General features: G+C 69.1%; 8 protein-coding genes. 5 read left to right on the top strand and 3 right to left on the bottom strand.

Features of this window, described 5'->3' with window-relative positions:
- Positions 1 to 122 precede the first annotated feature (122 nt).
- Both ACQ7JA_RS09360 and ACQ7JA_RS09355 read left to right on the top strand, forming a co-directional pair.
- A complete protein-coding gene (locus tag ACQ7JA_RS09360) occupies positions 123 to 518 on the top strand; it encodes a hypothetical protein (protein ID WP_430896902.1) in 396 nt (131 codons plus the stop codon).
- A complete protein-coding gene (locus tag ACQ7JA_RS09355) occupies positions 518 to 1,306 on the top strand; it encodes a DUF2145 domain-containing protein (RefSeq protein WP_430896900.1) in 789 nt (262 codons plus the stop codon). Before ACQ7JA_RS09360 ends, ACQ7JA_RS09355 begins: the two co-directional genes overlap by 1 nt.
- A gap of 68 nt (positions 1,307 to 1,374) precedes the next feature.
- Here the strand turns inward: ACQ7JA_RS09355 and ACQ7JA_RS09350 are convergent, their stop codons facing one another.
- Positions 1,375 to 4,212: a M16 family metallopeptidase gene (locus ACQ7JA_RS09350; RefSeq protein ID WP_430896898.1), complete on the bottom strand. Its 2,838-nt coding sequence runs from the start codon at positions 4,210 to 4,212 to the stop codon at positions 1,375 to 1,377.
- A 222-nt stretch (positions 4,213 to 4,434) separates the two neighbouring features.
- Here ACQ7JA_RS09350 and ACQ7JA_RS09345 point away from each other — a divergent pair, with 222 nt between their 5' ends.
- The 3 genes from ACQ7JA_RS09345 to ACQ7JA_RS09335 are packed head-to-tail and all read left to right on the top strand — an operon-like array spanning position 4,435 to position 8,293.
- Positions 4,435 to 4,968, top strand: coding sequence for a (2Fe-2S)-binding protein (locus ACQ7JA_RS09345; RefSeq protein ID WP_430896896.1), 534 nt, complete (start codon positions 4,435 to 4,437; stop codon positions 4,966 to 4,968).
- Positions 4,965 to 5,975, top strand: coding sequence for an FAD binding domain-containing protein (locus ACQ7JA_RS09340; protein ID WP_430896894.1), 1,011 nt, complete (start codon positions 4,965 to 4,967; stop codon positions 5,973 to 5,975). The genes ACQ7JA_RS09345 and ACQ7JA_RS09340 overlap by 4 nt, the downstream gene beginning before the upstream one ends.
- The gene (locus tag ACQ7JA_RS09335) at positions 5,972 to 8,293 is read left to right on the top strand and encodes a xanthine dehydrogenase family protein molybdopterin-binding subunit (protein WP_430896892.1); all 2,322 of its coding nucleotides are present in this window, start codon (positions 5,972 to 5,974) and stop codon (positions 8,291 to 8,293) included. The genes ACQ7JA_RS09340 and ACQ7JA_RS09335 overlap by 4 nt, the downstream gene beginning before the upstream one ends.
- Positions 8,294 to 8,503: 210 nt before the next feature.
- On the opposite strand, the gene pbpC is transcribed toward ACQ7JA_RS09335, so the two are convergent.
- Together pbpC and ACQ7JA_RS09325 are read right to left on the bottom strand one after the other, a co-directional pair.
- Complete coding sequence (gene pbpC / locus ACQ7JA_RS09330; protein WP_430896890.1) at positions 8,504 to 10,579, bottom strand: penicillin-binding protein 1C; 2,076 nt, start codon at positions 10,577 to 10,579, stop codon at positions 8,504 to 8,506.
- Positions 10,579 to 16,215 carry an alpha-2-macroglobulin family protein gene (locus ACQ7JA_RS09325; protein WP_430896888.1) on the bottom strand — a complete coding sequence of 1,879 codons (5,637 nt, stop codon included), beginning with the start codon at positions 16,213 to 16,215 and terminating at the stop codon, positions 10,579 to 10,581. The genes pbpC and ACQ7JA_RS09325 overlap by 1 nt, the downstream gene beginning before the upstream one ends.
- Between the last annotated feature and the right edge of the window lie 200 nt (positions 16,216 to 16,415).

Here is a 16,415-nt window from a genome sequence, read left to right as displayed (position 1 = left end):
CGGTCGCGCCCCGGTATCGCCAGCCGATACCGGGACGTCAAGGAATCGATACCGCGCCGCCTTCGCTTGCCTGCACGCCGGTCCATGGCGATGATGCCAGCACTTTCAACACGGAGAACACCATGAAACGCATCGTTATCGCCACTCTTCTCGGTCTCGCCTGCATGGCCTCCCAGGCCGCGGGCCAGTCGAACCCGTCCCAGGCCAGCGCCAACCTGTCCGGCGTCGTGGTGGTAGGCTCGGTCCTGAGCGTGGCCGCCACCGGCAGCGTGGTCGTGGCCAGCGCGAAAACCGTCGCCGACGGCCTGGAGGTCGTGCTGGAGAACGTGGCGGACGGCAGCCGCGCGACGGTGCGCCTGTCGGGCAAGGCGGCGGGCGCCCTGTCGCTGGCGGCCGGCACCACGCTGGAGGTCGTGACGGCGTCCACCGGCCACGTGCTGGTCCTGTCGGGCAAGGCCATCGCCTTCCTGCCGAACGAAGCGGGCAAGGCCCTGCTGCACTCATCGAAGGCCATCTGATGCGCCGCGCGCTCGCCCTCGGCCTGGCCGGCATCGTGCTGGCCGCGCCGTTGCTGGCGCAGGCCGGACAGCCCTGCGAGAACAAGCCCCTGGCGCCGCACGAAATCGTGCTGTCGATGGACCTGGCCCAGCGCACGGTGGCGGCGCTGGACGCCAGCGGCGCCCAGGTCGCCCTGGTCTCGCGCGCCGGCCAGGACCTGAGCAAGTACGGCCTGCGCTACTCGCACATGGGCATCGTCGTGCGCGACCATCCGGCCGGCCGCTGGACCGTCGTGCACGCGCTGAACGATTGCGGCAGCGCCGAGTCGGGGCTCTACAACGAAGGCATGGGGAACTTCTTCCTGACCGACCTGTACCGGCTCGAAGCCCAGCTGGTGGTTCCCGGCGCCGACGCCCAGGCGAAGCTGGCCAGGCTGGTCGCGACGCGCACCCCGCTGCGCCTGCACGAGCCGCGCTACAACATGTTGTCCTACGTGTATTCGACGCAGTACCAGAATTCCAACCAGTGGGTACTGGAGACCATCGCCGCGGCGCTGGCCCCGAGCGGCCAGGTCGAGACCCGTGCCGAAGCCCAGTCCTGGCTGCGCTCGCGCGGCTTCCAGCCGCCGACGATCGAGATCCCGGCCGCCGTGCGCCTGGGCGCCCGCATGTTCCGCGCCAATGTGGCCTTCGACGACCATCCTTTCGATCGCCGCATGGCGGGGCAAATCGATACGGTCTCGACGGATGCGGTGCTGCGCCTGATGCGCATGGTCGATCCCGATACGAAGACGCGGATCGTCGACTGAGGGCCAGGCCCCCAGGCTGCACTTCACCCGCAGGCGCGTCGCGCTGCGGGTGATGCGCTCACCGTGCCTTACTTGCCGATCACGACCGGCTCGCCGAAGCCCAGTTCCTTCATGCGCGGCAGCTGGGTCTTCGCATCGCCCACGATCAGCCAGACCATCTTCGACGGATCGAGGTACTTCTGCGACAGGGCCTGCACCTGCGGCAGGGTCATGGCCTTGACGATGGCCTCGCGGTCCTTGACGTAGCCCGCGCTCCAGCCGTACTTGCTGATGTTGTCGAGCATGCCCAGCTTCGCCGTGGCCGTCTCGAAGGCCCGTGCGTTGCTCTTGACCAGGAAGTTCTTCGTCGTCTCCAGGTCGGCCGCCGAGAAGGTCGGCCCGTACTCCTGCAGCACCTGCCTGACCAGCTGGGTCGACTCCAGGGTCACGTTGCTGCGCACGCCGCTGGCGATGGTGAACGGACCGGCGCTCTGGCTGCCCGAGAAGCTCGAGTTGATGCCGTAGGTGTAGCCCTTGCCCTCGCGCAGCTGCTGGGTCAGGCGCGAGGCGAAGCCACCGCCGCCCAGGATGTAGTTGGCGACCGTCGCCGGGTAGTAATCCGCATCGGTGGCGGCGAGTGCGCGGTAGCCGATGCGCAGCACCGACTGCTTCGCGTCCGGCACGTCCACGAAATAGACCTTGCCGGCCGCACCAATGCTTGCAGGCGTCGCTGCCGGCAGGCTCACCGGCTTGGCCTTCCAGTCGCGTCCCAGGTCGGCCAGGGCGCGCGTGACCGATGCTTTCGGCAATGCGCCGACCACGTGCATGCGCGCGCTCGATGGCGACATGTTCGCGCGATACCAGGCTTTCAGGTCCTCGATCGTGATCGCGTTCACAGTCGCGGCCGTGCCGAGGATGTTGCGCGAGCGGAGATCGCTGCTGGCGTAGATCAGCTTGTTGAAGTTGATCGCGGCGAGCGCGTTCGGGTCGGCATCCTGCTGGCGGATCTGGCTCAGCACGCTCTGCTTGATGAGCGCGAATTCCTTCTCGTCCCAGCGCGGCTGCAGCAGGATCTCCTCGACCAGGTCCAGGGTGGCGTCGAAGTTGCGGGCCAGGGTCGTGACGCCGATGCGCACGTCCTCGGTGCGCGCCGACACGTTGATCGCCGCGCCCAGCTGCTGGATCGCTTCTTCCAGCTCTTCCGGCGTCTTCTTCGCCGTGCCCTGGGTTAGCATGCGCGCCACCAGGTTGGCCACGCCCACCTTGTCCGGATTGTCGAGCAGCAGGCCGCCGTCGATGGCGATGTCGAACTGCACCAGCGGCACTTCCCTGTTCTCGATGCCGACCACGCGCAGGCCGTTGGCCAGCTTCGCATCCCAGACCGCCGGCACTTTCACCGCCGGGGTGGCGCCGTAAGGCGGCTCCTTGCTGCGGTCGATCTTCGACGGCGTGCGGGTGTACGCGGCGTTCCGGCTCGGATCCACGGCGTTCTCGGCGCCCTGCACCACCTTCTCCTCGACGACGTCGGCCTTGCTTGATCCGCTCAGGGCCAGCGCCAGCTTGCCGCGCGGGACGAAGCTGGTCGCCACGAAGGGCTTGCCCTTGATGTAAGTGTCGTAGACGCGGCGCACGTCGGCCGGGGTGACGGCCAGGGTCTTGCGCACGCCTTCCTCGATGCGGCCCGGATTGCCGGTCAGGTAATTGTATTCGGCCAGCAGCGCCGATTTACCCAGCACGCTCGATACCGCGTTGTAGAAGCGGGTCTCGAGGCCGGCCTTGATGCGGTTCAGGTCGCGCTCGGAGATACCCTCGCGCTCGAACTTGGCAAAGGCCTTGTCGACCGCGCCGGCCACGTCGTCCAGCGGCTTGCCCTCGAAGGCGCGCACGCGCAGCATGAACTGGCCGGCCAGTTCGGCGGTCTGGTTGCCCATCTGGACGCTTGGCGCCAGCTTGGCGTCTTCGACCAGCACCTGGTAGAACGGCGCGCGCTTGGTCTCGGACAGGTACTCGGCCAGCACCTCCAGGGCATAGGAATCCGGATGCAGGTCCTCGACCGTCGGCCAGGTCATGGTCAGCTCGGGCAGCTTGGCGAAGTTGTCCTCGTGGGCGAGCTTGACGGTCTGGACCAGCTTGCCGGGGCGCTTGGCCAGCGGAGCGATGGCCTGGCCGCGCTTGATCTCGGAGAAGTATTTCTCGACCCACTTGCGGGCCTGGGCCGGGTCGAAGTCGCCGGCGATCACGAGCGTCACATTGTTCGGCACGTACCACAGGCGGAAGAATTCCTTGACGTCGTCCAGGGTCGCGTTCTGCAGGTCTTCGAGCGAGCCGATCACCTGCCAGTTGTACGGATGGTCCGCCGCATACAGGGCCTTGTTGATGACGTAGCGGGTGTGGCCGTAGGGCGCGTTGTCGACGCCCTGGCGCTTTTCGTTCTTGACGACCTGCTTCTCCTTGGCCAGCACCGGCTCGGTGACCGTATTGATGAACCAGCCGAGCTTGTCCGCCTCGGCCCAGATCATCTTCTCCAGCGCGTCCTTCGGCACCGTCTGCAGGTAGTTGGTGCGGTCCTGCGAGGTCGAGCCGTTGGCGCCCGAGCCGCCGATACGGGCGGTCATCTTGTCGAGGCCGCCCTTGCCCAGGTTTTCCGATTCCAGGAACAGCAGGTGCTCGAACAGGTGGGCGAAGCCGGTGCGGCCCACCTTTTCACGCGCCGAACCGACGTGGGCGGTCAGGTTGACGGCGACCACGGGGTCGGAGCGGTCGATGTGGAAGATCACGTCCAGGCCGTTGGGCAGGGTGAATTTCTGGTACTCCACCTTGAGCCCGGCCTTCGCCGCCGCCTCGGCGGGCCTGGCGGCATGGGCCGCGGTGGGAAAGGTCGACGCGAGGCAGGCGGCCAGCAAGACGGCCGGGGGAAGAGTCTTCATGCAATCAGGTCCTTACAAGGAACGGAGGGTCGGCGCGGCGCGCCTTAAGGTTCTGGATGTTATTGCAATTTCCTGTTTGCTACAACGTGCTTTCCAGCACCATGCATATATCGACAGACCAATCGGCCAGCGGCCTGCCGGATCGGCACGTACGTGTGTGAACTAACCGAAGTCCCCTTGTCATCCGGTTAAGGTGGCAGCTTCGCCACTGAAAGGACAGCCATGGACCTGCACCAGGAACACCCCCTCCGGCTGCGCATCAACGGACAGGACCGGGAATTCTCCGTCCAGTCCTGGGTGACGCTGCTCGACCTGCTGCGCGAGCGCGCAGAACTGACCGGCACCAAGAAGGGCTGCGACCACGGCCAGTGCGGCGCCTGCACCGTCCTGCTGGATGGCAAGCGCGTCAACTCCTGCCTGACCCTGGCCGTCATGCACGACGGCCGCGAGGTCACCACCGTCGAGGGCCTGGCCGATGGCGAGCAGCTGCATCCGCTGCAGCAGGCCTTCATCGACTGCGACGCCTTCCAGTGCGGCTACTGTACCCCCGGCCAGCTGTGTTCGGCCGCCGGCCTGATCGCCGAGGGCGAAGCGAAGAGCATCGACGACGTGCGCGAACTCATGAGCGGCAACATCTGCCGCTGCGGCGCCTATCCGCAGATCACCGAGGCCGTGGTCCGGGTGATGGGCCTCGACGGCGGCAAGCGCGCCGGCGAGGGAGAGAAACCCTTCACCACGGGACCGGTGCTCGCATGAATCCATTTACCTTTACCCAGGCGCGCGACATCGACGCCGCACTCAGCCAGCTGGCCAGCGGCGAAGCCCGTGCCATCGCCGGCGGCACCAACCTGATCGACCTGATGAAGGGAGGGGTCATGCGCCCCGGCCGGCTGGTCGACATCAACGGCCTTGGCCTGGACCGTATCGAGGACGGCCCGAATGGCGGCCTGCGCCTGGGCGCCCTGGCCCGCAATGCCGATACCGCCTACCACGAGACCGTGCGCAGCCGCTATCCGCTGCTGAGCGCCGCCATGCTGGCCGCCGCCTCGCCCCAGCTGCGCAATATGGCCAGCAATGGCGGCAACCTGCTGCAGCGCACCCGCTGCCATTACTTCTACGATGTCGGCACGCCCTGCAACAAGCGCGAACCGGGCACGGGCTGCCCTGCGAAGGAAGGCCTGAACCGCCAGCTCGCCATCCTCGGCACCAGCGAACACTGCATCGCCACCCACCCGTCCGACATGTGCGTGGCCCTGCGCGCCCTGGACGCCGTCGTGCACGTGCGCTCGGCCAAGGGGGAGCGCGACATCGCCATCGCCGATTTCCACCGCCTGCCGGGCGACCGTCCCGACATCGACACGACCCTGGAGCCGGGTGAACTGATCACCCACATCGACCTGCCCGACGCCGACCGCTTCAAGGCGCACTCCGCCTATATCAAGGTGCGCGACCGCCTGTCCTATGCCTTTGCCCTGGTCTCGGTCGCGGCTGCCCTCGACATGGATGGCAAGACGATCCGCGCGGCACGCATCGCGCTGGGCGGGGTGGCCCACAAGCCCTGGCGCGTCGAGGAGGCGGAAAGCGCTTTGACTGGCAAGTCGCCCGATGAAAACGCCTTCGGCGCTGCCGCCGACATCCTCCTGCGCGGCGCGCAGGGCTATGGCCAGAACGACTTCAAGCTCACGCTGGCGCGCAACGCCATCGTCCAGGCCTTGACCACCGCGGCACGCGGCACCGACTATGCAAGGGGAGAACAACGATGACCGACCTGATTCCAGAACTGCGCACGCCGACCGCGCCCGAAGGCACTGGCCGCGTCAAGGGCGGCATGCCGGTCTCGCGCGTGGATGGCCGCGCCAAGGTGACCGGCGCCGCCCGCTACGCCGCCGAAGAGCAGGCGCCCGGCCTGCGCTATGGCGTGGTGGTGAGTGGCACCATCGCGAGGGGCCGCATCACCGCCATCGATACCGGCGAGGCCTTGAAGGCGCCCGGTGTGATCGAGGTGCTGACCCACCTGAACCGGCCGAAGATCCGCTCCTGGGACCTGGCCTACAAGGACATGACGGCGCCGGGCGGTTCGCCCTTCCGGCCCCTGGTCAGCGACCGGATCTTCTACAGCGGCCAGCCGGTCGCCCTGGTGGTCGCCGAGACTTTCGAGGCGGCGCGCTACGCGGCCCAGCTGGTGAAGGTGAGTTACGAAGAGGAGAAGCACGAGACCGACCTGCTGGCCACCCTCGACCAGGCCTACAAGCCGCGCCCCATGAAGGCCGGTTTCACGCCGCCCAGTTCCAAGGGCGACGCCGACAAGGCATTCGAAGAAGCCCCGATCAAGATCGAATCGCAGTTCTATCACGGGGTCGAGCACCACAATCCGATGGAGATGTTCGCCACTACCGTCATCCGCGGCGAGGACGGCCACCTGACCATCTACGACAAGACCCAGAGCTCGCAGAACAACCGCTGGTATGTGTCGCGCGCCTTCGGCCTCTCCAAGGACAAGGTCACCGTGCGCAATCCCTTCGTGGGCGGCGCCTTCGGTTCCGGCCTGCGTCCCCAATACCAGCTGACCCTGGCCGTGATGGCGGCGCTCCAGCTGAAAAGCTCGGTGCGCGTGGTGCTCACGCGCCAGCAGATGTTCAGCTTCGGCCACCGCCCCGAGACCTGGCAGAAGGTCTCGCTCGCCGCCGACAAGGACGGCAAGCTGCAGGCGATCAGGCACGAAGCCATCCACGAGACCTCGCGCCTGGAAGACTATGTGGAGGTGGTGGTCAACTGGTCCGGCCAGCTCTACGCCTGCGACAACATCAAGCTGGGCTACAAGCTGGTGGCGCACGACCGCCACTCGCCGATCGACATGCGCGCTCCCGGCGCCGCCCACGGCGTGCATGCGCTGGAGGTGGCGATGGACGAACTGGCCTACAAGCTCAAGATCGATCCGCTGCAGTTGCGCCGCCTGAATTACGCGAGCGTGAATCCGCTCGACGACAAGCCCTATTCGACCAAGGAGCTGCACCAGTGCTACGACAAGGGCGCCGCCCGCTTTGGCTGGGACAAGCGGCCGCTCGAGCCGCGCTCGATGGTCGAGGGCGAGGAGCTGGTCGGCTGGGGGATGGCGACCGGCATCTGGGACTCGCTGGTGATGATGGCGCGCGTCAGCGCGGTGCTGCATGCGGACGGGCGCCTGGTGGTGAGCAGCGCGGCCTCGGACATCGGCACCGGCACCTATACCGTCATGTCGATGATTGCCGCCGAGTGCATGGGCCTGCCGCTGGAAAAAGTCACCTTCCAGCTGGGCGACTCGACCCTGCCGATGGCGCCGATCGAAGGCGGCTCCTCGCACGTGACCACGGTGGGCGGCGGCGTGCACGGCGCCTGCGAGAAGCTGCAGAAAACCCTCATCAAGATCGCCAGGGCCATGCCCGGTTCGCCGCTGGCCAAGGCGAAGCCGAAGGACATCGAGTTCACCGACGGCGCCATGCAGCTGCGTAACCGGCCGGACGTGTCGCTACGCCTGTCCGAGGTGCTCGCGGCGAAAGGGGTCGACCGCATCGAAGAGAAGTACTTCATGACCCCGCAGATGCTCAAGCAGCGCAAGTTCACCCGCGCGGTGCACTCGGCGGTGTTCTGCGAGGTGCGCGTGAACGAGAAGCTCGGCATCGTGCGGGTGACGCGCGTGGTCAGCGCGGTGGCGGCCGGCCGCATCATCAGCGGCAAGACGGCGGCCAGCCAGGTCAGCGGCGCCGTCGTCTGGGGCATCAGCCAGGCCCTGCACGAGGAGAGCTTCACCGACCACAAGCTCGGCCGCTTCATGAACCACAACTACGCCGACTACCACGTGGCCGTGAATGCGGACATCCACGACATCGACGTGATCTTCGCCCAGGAGGACGACCGCATCGTCAGCAAGCAGCTCGGCGCCAAGGGCGTCGGCGAGATCGGTCTCGTGGGCGTGTCGGCGGCGGTCAGCAACGCGATCTTCCATGCGACCGGAAAACGCCTGCGCAGCACGCCGATCACGCCGGACAAGGTGCTACTGGGCGATCGCGAGATCCCGGTCGCGGAACCGCCACAGGCGAAGTGAGCGGCAAACCGGCGTCAGATCTGACAAACAAATCAACACCCAGGTGTCAGGTCTGACAAACAACACCCAGGTGTCAGGTCTGACAAACGGACACGGGCTCGACTGTATCGGCCGACAACGGCTGAGCTCGTGTCTGAATGTCAGACCTGACACCCAGGTTTTTCGGTGAAATCGCGGTCTGGGAGCCGCCGCAGGCGAAGTAGTCTCTGTCTAGTCGCCGCGCACCTCGAAGCGGCTGGTGGACACGGCCTTGCCGCCAGGGTCCACCAGCTGGAGTTCGTGTTCGCCCGCCAGCGGGCGCCATGCCAAAGGCTCGGCGGCGATTCCGAGTTCGGCGCCGTCCAGGCGCCAGCGGTGGGCCTGCACGCCCTCGGCGCGGAACAGTACGCGTTCCACGCTGGCGGGAATGTCCGGATCGACCGCCAGGATGCTGCCGTCTGGCGGATACACGATCCGGGGCGAACGCCGCGCCGCCGGCACCGCTTCGACGAGGGCCGTCTCGGTGCCCTTCAGGAACCATTCCTCGCGCGCCGGTTCGTGGGCCGGCGCGAAGCTCACCTTGCGCCTCGACAGGCCACCCGGTGCCGCGGTCTGCTTCCCGGGGCGCTCGCGGTGCAGGTAGTCCATCACGTCGCGCCAGACCGGCGCGGCGCCGGAGACGCCCGACACATCCCACATCGGCTGGCCATTGAAGTTGCCGACCCAGACCCCGACCGTATAGCGGTCGCTGTAGCCGACGCACCAGTTGTCGCGCATGTCCTTGCTGGTGCCGGTCTTGGCCGCGCTCCAGTAGGCGGTGGCGAGGTCATTGCGCAGGCCGAAGGTGGGGCTGCGCGCGCCGCGGTCGGACAGGATGTCGCCGATGATCCAGCTTGCTGCCGGATCCAGCACGCGCGTCGAAGGCCTGGCTGCCACAGGACGCAGGGTCACCGGGCCGAAGCGGCCGCCGTTGGCCAGCGTCCGGTAGGCATTGGCCAGCGCCAGCAGGGTCACGTCTGCCGATCCCAGGGCCAGCGAAGGGCCGTAGAAATCCGCCTCTTCGGTGAGCGTGCTCAGGCCGAGCGCCTGCAGACGCCCGTGGAAGCGCTCCTCGCCCACCATCAGCAGGGTGCGCACGGCGGGAATGTTGAGCGAGCTGGCCAGGCTGGTGCGCACGCTGGCATGGCCACGGTAGGCGCGGTCGTAGTTCTGCGGCACGTAGCTGCCGCTGCCGACCGCGACGTCGAGCGGGCTGTCGTCGAGCAGCGACGCGGCGGTCAGGAGGCGCCGCTCGAGGGCGAGTTCGTAGAGGAAGGGCTTCAGCGTGGAACCTGCCTGGCGCGGCGCCAGCACGCCATCGACCTCGCTGGCGCCCAGGTTCGCCACCCAGGCCAGCAGCTCGCCGCTCGCATTGTCGATCACGACGACGGCGCCGTCGCCGACATTGCGCGCGGCCAGTTCGCGCACGTGGCGGCGCAGCGCATCCACGGCCGCGCCCTGCACCGCCGCATCCAGCGTGGTGCGCACGTTCGCGCCGCTCGCGCCCAGCAGCGCGCGCCAGGCCTGCGGCGCCCCGGGCTTGGCGGCGTTGCCGGAGCGCGCCAGGGCCACCGCCGCGCGCCATTCGACGGCCGCACAGCCGGTGGCCGATTTCAGCTCCGCCGCCAGCTGGCAGGCGCGCTGCGCCACCTGCTTCGGGCGGGCGGACGGGGCACGCAGCAGGGCCGCCAGGATCGTCGACTCGGCCACGTCCAGGCCGGACGGCGCCTTGCCGAACAGCGCATGCGACGCCGCGCCCACGCCCTGCAGCTCGCCGCGGAAGGTGACGAGGTTCAGGTAGGCTTCCAGGATCTGCGCCTTGCTCCACCCCGCTTCGAGCTCGCGCGCGGCCAGCGCCTGGTCGAACTTCTGTGTCCAGCTGCGGCCGTCCCTGGCCGCGCGCAGCCCGGGGTCCAGCAGGCCGGCCAACTGCATCGTGATGGTAGAGGCGCCGCGCGGCCGTCCCCGAAACAGATTGTCCCAGGCGGCCTGGCCGGCGGCGCGCAGGTCGATGCCGCCATGCTGCATGAAGCGCTGGTCTTCCGCCTGCAATACGGCCGCGCCGAGGGCCGGCGAGATGTCGGCCAGGGGCACCCAGCCGCCGCGGCGCGCCCGCAGGTCGACCCGCACCGACTCGAGCGGCACGCCGTGGCGGTCCAGCAGGCGCGCGTCCGATGGCCGCCAGAGCGCGCGCACCTCGGCGGGCGTGGGCATCGCGGCCCAGGCCAGTGCCGGGGCGAGCAGCAGGACGGCAACAGCACGGCGCATCAGCGGCCCACGACCACCGGCGCGTTCGGCGCCTCGCCGAACATCTCGGGGTTGTACATGGCCTCCACCCGCGTCGGCGGCAGGCTGAAGCGGCCGTCGTTGTTCAGGCGGACCGTGTATTCGATGCGCCACTTGCCTTTCGGGACCCAGGAGTAATAGGCGCGGAAGGCGCCACTCGTGCGCTCCTCGAAGTCGGGCTGGACCCAGCCGCTGCGGCGCTCGCCGCCGGTGGCGACCTGCGAGTCGCCGCCCAGGCCGGTGCCGAGGATGCTGGCGCTGGCCGGGATCGGGTCGTCGACCACCACCCAGTTCATGTCCGCCTGCGCCTCCAGGTCGAGGCGCACGCGATACACGTCGCCGCGCGACCAGGCGCCCGCCGCCTGCCGGCTGACCGGCGTCACGGTACGGCGGATCTGGTAGCCGGAGCCCAGCGGCGCCTTGAGCGGCACGGCCGCCAGGCTCTGCACCGTCGCCCAGGGCTTGCCCGCGCCTTCGTGGCGCAGCGCGAGCGTCGCGGCGCCTCCCGGCCAGGCCTGCAGGACCGTCGACGGTACGGTGCCGTTCCAGCGATTGCCGCCCAGTTCGACGACGGTCCTGCCGCTGACCGGCGTCGCCTCGAAGGTCTGCGAGAACTTCTGCATGGCGAGCACGCCCCAGGCATTGGCCAGGGTCGTGTTCCAGCGCCCGCGCTGCTGGCGGCCCAGGGCGCCGCGCGCCAGCCGGCCGATGTCGGGCCGCCACTGGGGGTTGTCGAGCATGGCCAGCAGCAGGCGGTTGGCATTGACGTCCGGCGAGGCCATCAGCCACCACCAGTCGTCGCTGCGTTCGGTCGAGAAGCCCATGGCCGTGCCCTGCAGGTTCAGGCGGGTGCGCAGGATGGCCTGGGCCTGCGCCAGCAGCGCATCGTGGCGCGCCAGCGTTGGTGACCGGCTCAGGATCAGGTACCAGTCGATCACGGCGGAGGTCGGCCACAGGTCGGGCTCGATGCGGAAGGATTGCAGCCAGTTCTCGCGCACCGGCTGGCGCCGCGACAGGGCTTCCAGGGCGGCGAGCTTGCGCACCGCCAGTTCGCCCGTGCGCAGGCCGCTGCCGCGCACGATGCGGCCTTCGACGAAGGCGAGCAAGGCGCTCTCCATGCGCTCGCGCTGCTCATCCGGAATCGCGTAGCCGGCTTCCGCCGTCACCGACAGCACATAGGCCGTCAGGGCATCGTCGCCCTGCCCCATGCTGGCGAAATACTTCAGCAGGCCGTCGCCGTCGAGGTGGGCCGGCAGGGTCGCCGCCACCTGCTCCCACATCGCCGACTCGCCCAGCGCCACGGCTTTCGAGGTCCGCTGTTCGAAACAGGAATACGGGTACTGGGCCATGTAGTCGCGTACGCCCTGCAAGCTCCCGGCCAGCCGCGGGCTGAGCGTGGTGCGCACGCCTCCCTTGCCCGGAAGCGCATCCTGCGGGCGCTGTACCGTGATGCTCTTCGGCGCGTCGAGCTGGACCAGGGTGGCTTGCAAGGTGCGCACCGGCACCGCCTCGGCGACCGACTGCGTGACGCGCAGGCTGTCCTTCGCCGCCCCGGCGCTCGCATCGATCTGCCAGCGCAGGCTGCGCGCGCCAGGGACCGTCACGTCCCAGAACACTTCCCGCGCGGCGCCCGGCGCCAGCGTCACGTTTTGCGCCGGCAAGGCCAGCGCGGCGGCGGCGTCGACCGCCATGCGGGCGGCCAGGCGCACCTCCAACGCGGATTGCGAGGCATTGCGCACGGTGAATCCGGCGCGCAGCCTGTCGCCCTCGCGCACTAGCGTCGGCAAGCCGGAAAGCAGCATCAGGTCCTGTGTGCTGCGAATGTCGCTGGCCCCGGTGCCGAACAGCCCCGCGCCCGCGCTGGCGACCGCCACGATGCGGAAACCCGTCAGGGAATCGTTCAGCGGCACCGCCACCTCCGCCTCGCCGTTCGCGTCCAGCACCACCTTGCCCTTCCACAGCAGCAGGGTGTCGAACAGCTCGCGGCTGGCGCCGCGTCCGCCGCCGCCGCCGTGCGCCACCGACTTGCGGCCGAAGTGGCGCTTGCCCACCACCTGCATCTGCGCGGTCGAGGTCTCCACCTGCTGGCTGCGCGGCCGCATCATGGCATCGAGCAGCTTCCAGGAATCGTTGGGCATCAGCTCAAGCAGGCCCGTGTCGACCGCCGCCAGCGCCACTTCCGCGCCCGCGGGCAAGGCCTTGCCGTCCGCGCGCGTCACCTTGACCCGGACCGCGGCGCGCTCGCGCACTTTGTACACCTGGCGATCGGGCAGGACCGCGACCTGCAGCTCGTGCGCCGCCCAGCCCACCTTGATCGGCGCGATGCCGAGTTTATAGGCGGGTTTACCCAGGTCGACCAGCGCCGTCGGCTTGATTCCGGCCACCCGGCCGCGCACCACCATGGCCGACACGAAGACATTCGGCGCGTAATTCGCCTTGACCGGGATCGTGACCGTCGGGTCGCTCGCACTCACCCGGCGCACATGGCTGTCGAGGATGCCTTCGCGCTCGACGGTGACGAGCACGGTCGCGTCGCGGAACGGCGTGCGCAGCTGGAAGCGGGCCTCCTCGCCCGGCTCGAAGCGCGGCTTGGCCGGCAGCAGGTCGATGCGGTCGTTGTCGGAGACGTCGAACCAGTTGTCGCGCTTGCCGGCCACCCAGATGTCCTGCCGCGCCAGCGAGACGCGTCCCTGCGCATCGCTCGCCCGGGCGCGCAGGATGATGTTGCCCTGGCCGGGCGCCGGCAGATCGCAGGCCAGCAGGCCACGCGCATCGGTGCGCCCGCTGCAGGCGCCCTCGAGCCGCTTGACCTCGGTGCTCGACTCATAGGCGTAGAAGCCGCCGACCAGGCGCCGGCGGTGCGAACTGGTCGAGCGCTGGAAGAAGTCGACCGCCGCATCCACGCCTGCCGCCGGCTTGCCATCCACGTTCAGCACCACGACCTCGAAGCGGATGCGCTCGCGGTTCATCCAGTCGCCCGTCTTGATCCCCACCGCGACGCCGGAAGGCCACAGCGGCACCCGCGTGGAGGCGCTCAGGGTTTCGCCGTTCGCATCCTGCCAGCTCAGCTCCGCCAGCAGGCTGCGGGGCCGGTCGAGCACCGGCAGGTCCGAAATGGCGATGCGCGCGGCGCCGCCGGCGTCGAGCGTCAGTTTCTGCGTGCGCGGCGCATCGCCATGGCGCATCCCTTCCGATACCGCTTCCTCATCGGCCTCCGCCTCGACCTCCTCCATGCCGAAGGGGTTCTCCGGGCCCTGCTCGACGCCTTCCTTCACGTCGGCGCCGCCGAAGCTGAAGCCCTCGTAGCCGTCGAAGTCGACGCCCCGTTCCTCGACCGCGCTGCGCAGGGTGACCGGCGCCAGCCCGGCCGGCCCGCCGTTCAGGTAGTTGACCTGGGCGTCGATCGTGACAAGCTTCGGCGCCACCGCGGGCGTCGCGGGCGGCTTGAGGATGGCCTTCATGGTCGGCACGCGGAACTGCTCGACACGGAATTCGCCCGCCACCTGGCCGCCGACCACCAGTTGGTAGCTGCCCAGCCTGGCCTCGGCCGGAATCTTCCATTCGCCGTGCGCCTGGCCGCCCGCATCCCAGTCCAGGGGGAGCGCGATCTTGTCGCCGCTGCCCTGGTGGACGACCCAGGCCTTGCCTGGGACCGGCGTGTGCTCCACCGTCTCCTCGCCCAGCCAGGCATAGCCGGGCTTGGGCGCCTTGTCCCGCGTGGAGACCAGCGCGAGCCCGGCCTCTCCCACCCTGCGGCGCAGGAAGTGCTTCATGTGCACCGTCTCGCCGGCGCGCAGCAGGGTGCGGTCGAAGACGGTGGCGACGATGCGGCTGTCGTCGTCGAGGCTTCCCTGGGGAAGCTGGAAGCGCCAGGGCTCGATGCCTTTCTGCCAGGTCGACAGGGTGAAGGTAAAGTCGCCGCCGCTGCGGGCGCTGACGAAGAGGTTTTCGCCGCAGGCGGCCGGGGGCAGCTCCTGGCGTATCCGGGCCACGCCGTCGGCAGCCGTCTCGCCGCGCCACAAGACCTTCCCGGCGCAATCGCGCACAGCCACTTGGGCCCCGGCTACCGGCCGGCCCTTGTCCAGCGAGGTGATCCATACCAGCGAGGACTCGGCGCCGCGCTTGAGGTGGGCCGCCAGGTTGGTCACCAGGGCGGCGCTGCGCACGTAGGCCGTGCGCGGCTTCGCGTTCAGGGCCTTGCCGAGCATGGGGCTGCCCAGCTCCACCACGTAGAAGCCCGGCTTCTTCAGGGGGATGCCGATCACCTCGAAGGCGCGGCGCCCGCTCGGTTTCGGCAGCGCGAAACGCTCGACCTGGCCCTCGGCCTTGCGGTTCAGGATGGAGACATCGAGGCTGCCCCCCGACTGATCCGACTGGTACCACGGGTCCTTGCCCGGAGCATTCAGACGGCCCAGCCAGCGCATCACGTCCTGCTCGCCCTCCACCCGCAGGCTGGCGCCGCTGCTCCTTACCGCGGTGGCGATCGCCGCTTCCACATTGCGCACGGTGACGGGCAGCAGCCGCTCGCCCTTCGACTCGATGATGCCGAAGGGCGCCGCGAACTTGATCAGGGGCGGCTGGCGGTCGACCTTCAGGCTGAGCTTTTTCTTCGCCACCTCCGGCGCGCGACCCGCGTCGTCGCGCAAGCCCTCGGGCAGGCGCAGGCTCAAGGTCGCCAGCTCCGCGAAAGGCCCCGCAAAGCGCACCGAACTCGCGAAACCGCCCTTCGCCTCTTCGTCGAACTCCGGCAGGTGGCGCTTGCCGCCGGACTCCTGCAGCACCAGGCCGCGCAACTGGGCCAGCGCCACCGGCGCGCTGAATTCGACGCGCACCGGCAGGAAGGGAATGCAGCCGGCGCGCGCATTGGTCCGGTCGCAGCGCATGGACAAGGTGAAGTCGGGCCGCACGCGATAGGCCAGTTCCTGGTCCTCGGCGACGGCAATGCCGTTGGGCGCGGCGATGCCCTTGCCCCAGACCAGCGCGACCCTGGCGCCGGCCGGCAGGGTGCGCCGGCACTGCAGGGCGATCACGGCCTTGTGGCGTTTCACGAAGTCGCGCCGCGCTTCCAGCAGCGGCCCCGCCTCTTCGCCCTGGAGGATGCGCACGCCGATCTTTTCAACGATGCCGTCCGCGCGGCACCAGGCTTCGCGCACGACCGACGCCGCCGTGGCCGGCGCGTCGAGGCCGAGCAGGAAGACCTGCTGCTCGTCGATGCTGTCGCCTTCGCGCGGCTGGGCGCGCAGGACGGCGGGGCCGCCGGTGCCGAAGGCGAACTCCTGCCTGCCCCCGAGGGGCTGGCCGGCCAGGTCGCGCAGCCCGGCGCGCACCGTGAACCGGCAGCTGCTGGCGCCCGGCAGGTCGCGTTCGAAGTCGTAGCTCCAGGTACGGGCGTCGACCCAGCGGCCGGCGCCGGGCGCGCTGCAGTCGACCTCGAAGGGCATTGGTCCGCGCAGGTCGCCGAATGCCGTCATCGGCGTGGCGAAGCGGGCCGTCACCTGGCGCACCGCTTTCGCCTGGCCCTGCGGAGTAAAGTCTTCGACTCCGGCCTCCTGCGCCGGCGCAGTCGCGGCGCACACCAGCAAGCACAGGCCCAGGGCCCACCGTTCCAGAACACGCATCTCGCCCCCTCGCGGACAAAACTGCCAACCCAAGGCGGCGCGCACGGCGCGTGCTTGGCCTAAGTCAACAGGCAAGACGAGTGTGTCGGCCGATTGGTTTCCTGTCAATATTGTGACGCCACCCCATGCACGCTGCATCTGCACGACACCGTCAACCGTTCAAGATCATTCTTGGCAAGCATGCAATACGCATTTCCACG

Origin of the sequence: Massilia sp. BKSP1R2A-1, assembly GCF_050586525.1 — a bacterium.
GTDB lineage: Bacteria > Pseudomonadota > Gammaproteobacteria > Burkholderiales > Burkholderiaceae_D > Telluria.
Note: the sequence above shows the minus strand (reverse complement) of the source record. Positions and strands in the feature narration are given on the sequence as shown.